The organism is Neoroseomonas oryzicola (genome assembly GCF_012163135.1).
Classification (GTDB): domain Bacteria; phylum Pseudomonadota; class Alphaproteobacteria; order Acetobacterales; family Acetobacteraceae; genus Neoroseomonas; species Neoroseomonas oryzicola.
This window is the reverse complement of sequence record NZ_JAAVUP010000016.1, coordinates 49082-55141: the sequence shown is the minus strand read 5'-3', so window position 1 is coordinate 55141 and position 6060 is coordinate 49082. Positions and strand designations below refer to the sequence as shown.

The 6060-nt window shown below is 71.1% G+C and carries 5 protein-coding genes; 3 read left to right on the top strand and 2 right to left on the bottom strand.

Annotation, left to right across the window (positions count from 1 at the left end; genetic code table 11):
- Positions 1-118: 118 nt before the first annotated feature.
- The gene (locus tag GWK15_RS23750) at positions 119-766 is read right to left on the bottom strand and encodes a hypothetical protein (RefSeq protein WP_168043895.1); all 648 of its coding nucleotides are present in this window, start codon (positions 764-766) and stop codon (positions 119-121) included.
- 168 nt (positions 767-934) lie between these two features.
- Here GWK15_RS23750 and GWK15_RS23745 point away from each other — a divergent pair, with 168 nt between their 5' ends.
- Complete coding sequence (locus GWK15_RS23745; RefSeq protein ID WP_168043894.1) at positions 935-1915, top strand: Bug family tripartite tricarboxylate transporter substrate binding protein; 981 nt, start codon at positions 935-937, stop codon at positions 1913-1915.
- 77 nt (positions 1916-1992) lie between these two features.
- Entirely contained in the window at positions 1993-4188 is a 2196-nt protein-coding gene (locus GWK15_RS23740) for a DUF3141 domain-containing protein (protein ID WP_168043893.1), read from the top strand.
- Positions 4189-4381: 193 nt separating this feature from the next.
- Here the strand turns inward: GWK15_RS23740 and GWK15_RS23735 are convergent, their stop codons facing one another.
- Positions 4382-5386: a TerC family protein gene (locus GWK15_RS23735; protein WP_168043892.1), complete on the bottom strand. Its 1005-nt coding sequence runs from the start codon at positions 5384-5386 to the stop codon at positions 4382-4384.
- 299 nt (positions 5387-5685) lie between these two features.
- Here GWK15_RS23735 and GWK15_RS23730 point away from each other — a divergent pair, with 299 nt between their 5' ends.
- Entirely contained in the window at positions 5686-5949 is a 264-nt protein-coding gene (locus GWK15_RS23730) for a twin-arginine translocase TatA/TatE family subunit (RefSeq protein ID WP_168043891.1), read from the top strand.
- Positions 5950-6060: the final 111 nt, after the last annotated feature.

Below are 6060 nucleotides of genomic sequence, written 5' to 3'. Positions count from 1 at the left end.
CGGCCCGCTCCCCCACCCGGCCACCCATCCAGGATACTGTCGTTGGGTGGCCGGGTGGGGGTAGCGGGCCGGTGCCGGACTGCGGAATGCGCCGCGCGGCGCAGTCTCGAACTGTCCGTCAGCGCGCCTCGGCCACCTGCGTCGCGAGGCCCGCGCGGTCCCGCAGGGCATCGAGGCGCCGCAGGTCGTCCTCCTGTTCCTGCCGCATGACCATCAGGTTGGGGTCGCAACTGCCTTCGGTGACGGTGCGGCAGCGATCCTCGGCCAGCGCGATCTCGGTCGCGCGCACCGCCAGGATCTGGTCGCGCCGCCCGGCGAACCAGCGGTCCCGCTCGGCCTCCGAGGCGAAGACCTCGGGCGGCATGGCGACCGTGACCTCGCCCGGGTAGCGCATGGTCAGCGCGCCGGCGAGGCTGATGACCGTCGCCGTCGCGCCGATGATCCCGTTCGGCGCCATGCGGAACACCGCCGGGTCGTCGCGCGGGCGCAGCACCTCGGCGGTCTCGATGTAGCCCTCCGCCTGGCAACGCACCTCGAGGATGGCGTGCGACCGGGTGAGCTCGACCGTGCCCGGCGTGGTCGGCACCTCGGCCACCACGCGATCCCCGCGCATCACGCGGCAGGCCGCGCCTGCGGGCTCCGAGGCGATGGCCACCTGGCCGTCCCAAGCCGGCTGGGGATGGGCCGCCCGCAGCGCGGCGTTCATCGCCACGGTCGCGCAGCCGGGCATGGCCAGCGACACGCCAAGGAGGAGAGCGACACGCATCCATGCAGTCATCGGTTGCATCCCGAGGCTGAAAGCCCGTCCAGATTGAGTGGACGAATATCACTCAATCATTAATCACGGGCCCGTGTCATCATCCTCGACGCTTGCCGAGCGGCCGGGGCCATGCTGGAACCCCGCGCAATCCGCACACCGTCCGGGAGGACCGCCATGAGCCTCACCCGCCGCGCCCTTGGCGCCGCGCTGCCCGCCCTGTCGCTGCTGCCGGCCGCCGCGCGCGCCCAGGGCGCCTGGCCGGACCGGCCGGTCCGCATCATCGTCGCCTTCCCCGGCGGCTCGACCCCGGACCTCGCGGCGCGCGCCATCGCGCCGCACCTGCAGCAGGCGCTGGGCCAGCCCGTGGTGGTCGACAACCGGGCCGGCGGCGGCGGGCATATCGGCACCGAGGCCATCGCACGGGCGACCGACGGCCACACCTTCGGCGTCACCATCGGCGGGCCCGGCAGCACGGCGAAGATCCTGAACCCGGCGCTGGGCTACGACCCCGCGACGGACCTGGTGCCGGTCTCGCTGCTCGCGCGGCTGCCCTTCGTGCTGGTCGTGCACCCCTCGGTGCCCGCGACCACGGCAGCCGAGTTCATCGCCTATGCCAAGGCCAATCCGGGGGTGGTCTCCTACGCCTCGACCGGGCCGGGGACGCTGTCGCACCTTGCGATGGAGGACCTCGCGGCCTCCCAGGGCTTCCAGGCGGTGCACGTGCCCTATCGCGCGGTCGGCCAGGCGGTGCTCGACCTCATCGCCGGGCGCATCCAGGCCTTCTTCGCCGCGACCAGCGGCACGCTGTTCGAGCAGATCCGCGAGGGCAAGGTGCGCGCCCTGGCGGTGACCAGCGGCGAGCGGGTCCCGGCCCTGCCGGACGTCCCGACCATGCGCCAGGCCGGGGTGAATGCGGACCCGGCCGTCGCCTGGATCGGGCTTTTCGCCCCAGCGGGCACGCCGGCGGACCGCATCGCCCGCGTCTCGGCCGAGACCGCCCGCGCGCTGCAGGCCCCGGAGCAGCGCCGCGCCCTGGAAAGTGCGGGCTTCACCGTGGTCGGCAGCGATCCGGACACCTTCCGCGCCTTCCAGGCCGCCGAGATCGAGCGCTGGGGCGGGCTCATCCGCCGCCTGGGCCTGCGCCCGGAGAACTGATCCCCGCCTTGCGGAAGATCATGGGGCGGCGGCCCGCGTGAGGTAGAAGGGCTCCTCCCACGCCACGGAGCCCCCCCATGGCCGCCGACCTGTCCCCGTTCCCCTGGCTCGCCTACGGCATCGACGCCTGGCAGCGCTCGGTCATCTTCCTCGACGTGCTGCGGGAACGCGGCAACGCGTTCCTGGAGCGCGAGGACGACCCGATGCGCAACGTCCTCACCTTCGGCTTCGAGGTGGTGAAGGACGGGCGCGACCTGCCGCGGCCGGTGAACTACTGGATGGCCCGCGTCACGCCGCCCGAGGGTGCGCCGCCGACCGACCCGCTGAACCGCCCCTTCGTCGTCATCGACCCGCGCGCCGGCCACGGCCCAGGCATCGGCGGCTTCAAGGCCGACAGCGAGATCGGCGTCGCGCTCGCCGCCGGCCATCCCTGCTACTTCGTCGGCTTCCGCCCCGAGCCCATCCCCGGCCAGACCATCGAGGACGTGGTCCGCGCCATCGTCGCCTTCGCCGAGGAAGCCGGCCGCCGCCACCCCGAGGCCGAGGGCAAGCCGGTCGCGATCGGCAATTGCCAGGCCGGCTGGGCGCTGCTGATGGCCGCCGCCATCCGCCCTGAGGCCTTCGGCCCGCTGATGGTCGCCGGTTCCCCGATCTCCTACTGGGCCGGCGTGCAGGGCAAGGCGCCGATGCGCTACCTCGGCGGGCTGCTCGGCGGGTCCTGGCTCACCGCCATGACCGGCGACCTCGGCGGCGGCAAGTTCGACGGCGCCTGGCTGGTGTCGAACTTCGAAAGCGGCAATCCGGCCAACACCTACTGGACCAAGCAGTACGAGGTCTGGGCCGATGTCGACCGCGCGGCCGACCGCTACCTCGGCTTCGAGAAGTGGTGGGGCGGGCATGTCCGCCTCAACGCCGAGGAGATGCAGTTCATCGTCGACCAGCTCTTCGTCGGCAACCGCCTCGCGACCGGGGAACTGACCTTCTCGGACGGCACCCGCGTCGACCTGCGCGCCATCCAGTCGCCGATCGTGGTGTTCTGCTCGGAAGGCGACGACATCACGCCGCCGGCCCAGGCGCTGTCCTGGATCAGCGACCTCTACGGCGACCTCGACGCGCTGCGCACGCATGGGCAGACCATCGTCTATTCCGTGCATGGCAGCATCGGGCACCTCGGCATCTTCGTCTCGGGCGGGGTGGCGCGGAAGGAACACGCCGAGTTCGCCTCCAACATGGACATGATCGACGTGCTGCCGCCCGGCCTCTACGAGGCGGTGCTGCAGCCGTCGAAGAACGCGACGAACGCGGATCTGGTCAGCGGCGACTGGGTTGTCTCCTTCGACGCCCGGACCTTCGAGGACCTGGCGCAGCACGGCGGCACCGACCCCGAGGACGAGAAGCGCTTCGCCGCGGTGCGCCAGCTGTCCGAGCGCAACCTCGCGCTCTACCGCCAGTTCCTGCAGCCGGCGGTGCGCGCCATGGCGACGCCGCCGATGACCTGGGCGCTCGAGCAGCTGCACCCGTCGCGGCTGTCCTACACGCTGTTCTCGGACCGCAATCCCGCCATGGCCTGGATCCGCGCGGCGGCAGAGATCGCCCGCGCCTCCCGTCAGCCGGTGCCCGACGACAATCCCGGCCGCCACGCCGAGCGCCAGGTCTCCGAGGCCGTCACCCGGATGCTCGAGGCCTATGGCGCCCAGCGCGATGCGCTGAGCGAGCGGATGTTCCGCGAGGTCTATGCCTCCCCGGTGGTGCAGGCGACGACGGGCCTCGCAGCCGCGACGGTGCCGCCGCGCCCCCGCCCGACCGAAAGCCCGGAGCACCGCCGCTTCGTCGCCTTGGCGACTGAGGGCCTGCGCGCGGCGATGACCGAGGGCGGCATCCACGAGGCGCTGGTCCGCGCCGTGCTCTGGGTCCGCCTGCCGAGCCGCTCGGCCGACGAGCGGTCCTTCGCCGTGATCCGCCGCATCCGCACCGCGGTGGGGCGCGAGGCGCTGCCGCTCGCCGCCTTCAAGCAGGTGGTGCGGCAGCAGTACTTCATGCTGCTGATCGACGAGGCGCGCGCCATCGAGACCCTGCCGGGCCTGCTGCCCGAGGATCCCGCGCCGCGGGCGCAGGCCCTGGCCGCGATCCGCGCGGTTGCCGAGGCGGCGGGCGATATGCCGCCCGAGGAGGCGCGGCGTATGGCCGAGGTGGAGAGGATCTTCGCCGGCGAACCGCCGCCCGCCGACAGCGGCGCCAAGGTCCGGCGGTTGCGGACGCCCCGCGCGGCGTAGGTTGGGACCGGGAGAGGCTTTGCCCCTCCCGGTCCCTCCCCACCAAAGGCCGAAGGGCCTTTGGAAACCGGTATCAGGTGATGGTTTGCAGCGGTCTGTTGGCCGTGCGGGCCCCGATGACGTTGCGGGGCAACGCCATCGGGAACCTATGCCGGGCTGGACTGGAGGGGCAGCGCCCCTCCAATCGCCTCGGTCAATGCGCCGAGACCGGCGTGTCCTTCCGCGTCTTCCACATCGACCAGCCGATGCCGCCCGCGATCATCGCCAGCGTCACGCCGAGCGAGATGGCCGGATCCACCTTCCCCACGATCTGGTTCCAGAAGATCTTGCCGCCGATGAACACCAGCACGAGCGCCAGCGCGTACTTCAGGTAGTTGAAGCGGTGCACCATCGCCGCCAGCGCGAAGTACAGCGCGCGCAGGCCCAGGATCGCCATGATGTTCGCCGTGTAGACGATGAAGGTGTCCGTCGTGATGGCGAAGATGGCCGGCACGCTGTCCACCGCGAAGATCAGGTCGGCGATGTTGATCACCACCAGCGCCAGGAACAGCGGCGTCGCGACGCGCACCATCGCGCCCGTCTTCGGGTCAGGCTGCTTCACGAAGAACTTCTGGCCGTGCAGCTCGTCGGACACGCGCATGTGCTTGCGCATGAACGTCACGACCGGGTTCTTCGAGATGTCCTGCTCGCCCTCGGGCACCACCAGCATCTTGATGCCGGTGACGATGAGGAACGCGCCGAAGATGTAGAGCACCCAGGAATACTGCTGCACCAGCGCCGCGCCGAGGCCGATCATGAGGCCGCGCAGCACGATCACGCCGATGATCCCCCAGACCAGCGCCCGGTACTGGTAGGCCCGCGGGATCGCGAAGTAGGTGAAGATCAGGCTGATGACGAAGACGTTGTCGATCGACAGCGCCTTCTCGATGAAGAAGCCCGTGAAATAGGCGACGCCCGCATGCACGCCGTCGCTCGTCGCGAGCTCCCCGGCCTCGTAGGCCCACCAGATGCCCGCGCCGTAGAGCATCGCGAAGCCGATGTAGAAGGCCGAGAGCCACAGGCTCTGGGCGATCCCCATCTCCTTGTCCTTGCGGTTCAGCACGCCGAGGTCGAAGGCGAGCAGCACCAGCACGACCGCCAGGAAGCCCTTCCACATCCAGAGGGGCTTGCCGAGCCATTCCGCAGAAAAGAATTCCATCCCCAGAACATCTCCTCTCTGGCGCGATCCGACATCGGCCAGAAAGGGCCCGGATCGCGCGATTTCCACGCGATCCGACATCGCGGACGCCTCATTCCATGCGGAAGGGCGGCCGCCAGAGGGGCCCGGATCGACGCGCGATATGGTTTCAGGAGTTTCCGGCGTCAAGACCCGTTGCGGCGGGGCGCCGGATGGCCCATGTGGATTTGCACGGGCGCGTCCGGGACACTAGGTTGCCGCCCGTTCAGACAGAGACGGCCGCCCCCAGGGCGCGGCCATAACGGGATTGAGGCGCCGCTATGGGTTCGTTCAGCATCTGGCACTGGATGGTCGTGCTTCTGGTCGTTCTGCTGCTGTTCGGCAGCGGCAAGATCAGCGGCCTGATGGGCGACCTCGCCAAGGGCATCAAGTCCTTCAAGCAGAACATCAAGGAAGACGAGAAGGACGCCTCGATGGAGGCGCAGGCCCCGCAGGCGCCGGCTGGGAACATCCCGGGCCCGCAGCAGGGCCAGGCTTCCGCCACCCAGGCCCAGCCGCAGGCCGGCAACCGCCCGGCCGCCTGACGCCGCCTTCCACTTTCGGCAGGGGCCCCGCCCCGCCCGGCGCCCGGGGGGGGCCCCCCCCTCCTGGGGGGCCTCGCCCCTGGCCCTCTCGGGGGCCGCCGCCGCCCCCGC

Bases quoted from the DNA above. Each gene is read 5' to 3' on its own strand.
- GWK15_RS23750 (WP_168043895.1), bottom strand. From the start codon at position 766: ATGCGTGTCGCTCTCCTCCTTGGCGTGTCGCTGGCCATGCCCGGCTGC.
- GWK15_RS23745 (WP_168043894.1), top strand. From the start codon at position 935: ATGAGCCTCACCCGCCGCGCCCTTGGCGCCGCGCTGCCCGCCCTGTCG.
- GWK15_RS23740 (WP_168043893.1), top strand. From the start codon at position 1,993: ATGGCCGCCGACCTGTCCCCGTTCCCCTGGCTCGCCTACGGCATCGAC.
- GWK15_RS23735 (WP_168043892.1), bottom strand. From the start codon at position 5,386: ATGGAATTCTTTTCTGCGGAATGGCTCGGCAAGCCCCTCTGGATGTGG.
- GWK15_RS23730 (WP_168043891.1), top strand. From the start codon at position 5,686: ATGGGTTCGTTCAGCATCTGGCACTGGATGGTCGTGCTTCTGGTCGTT.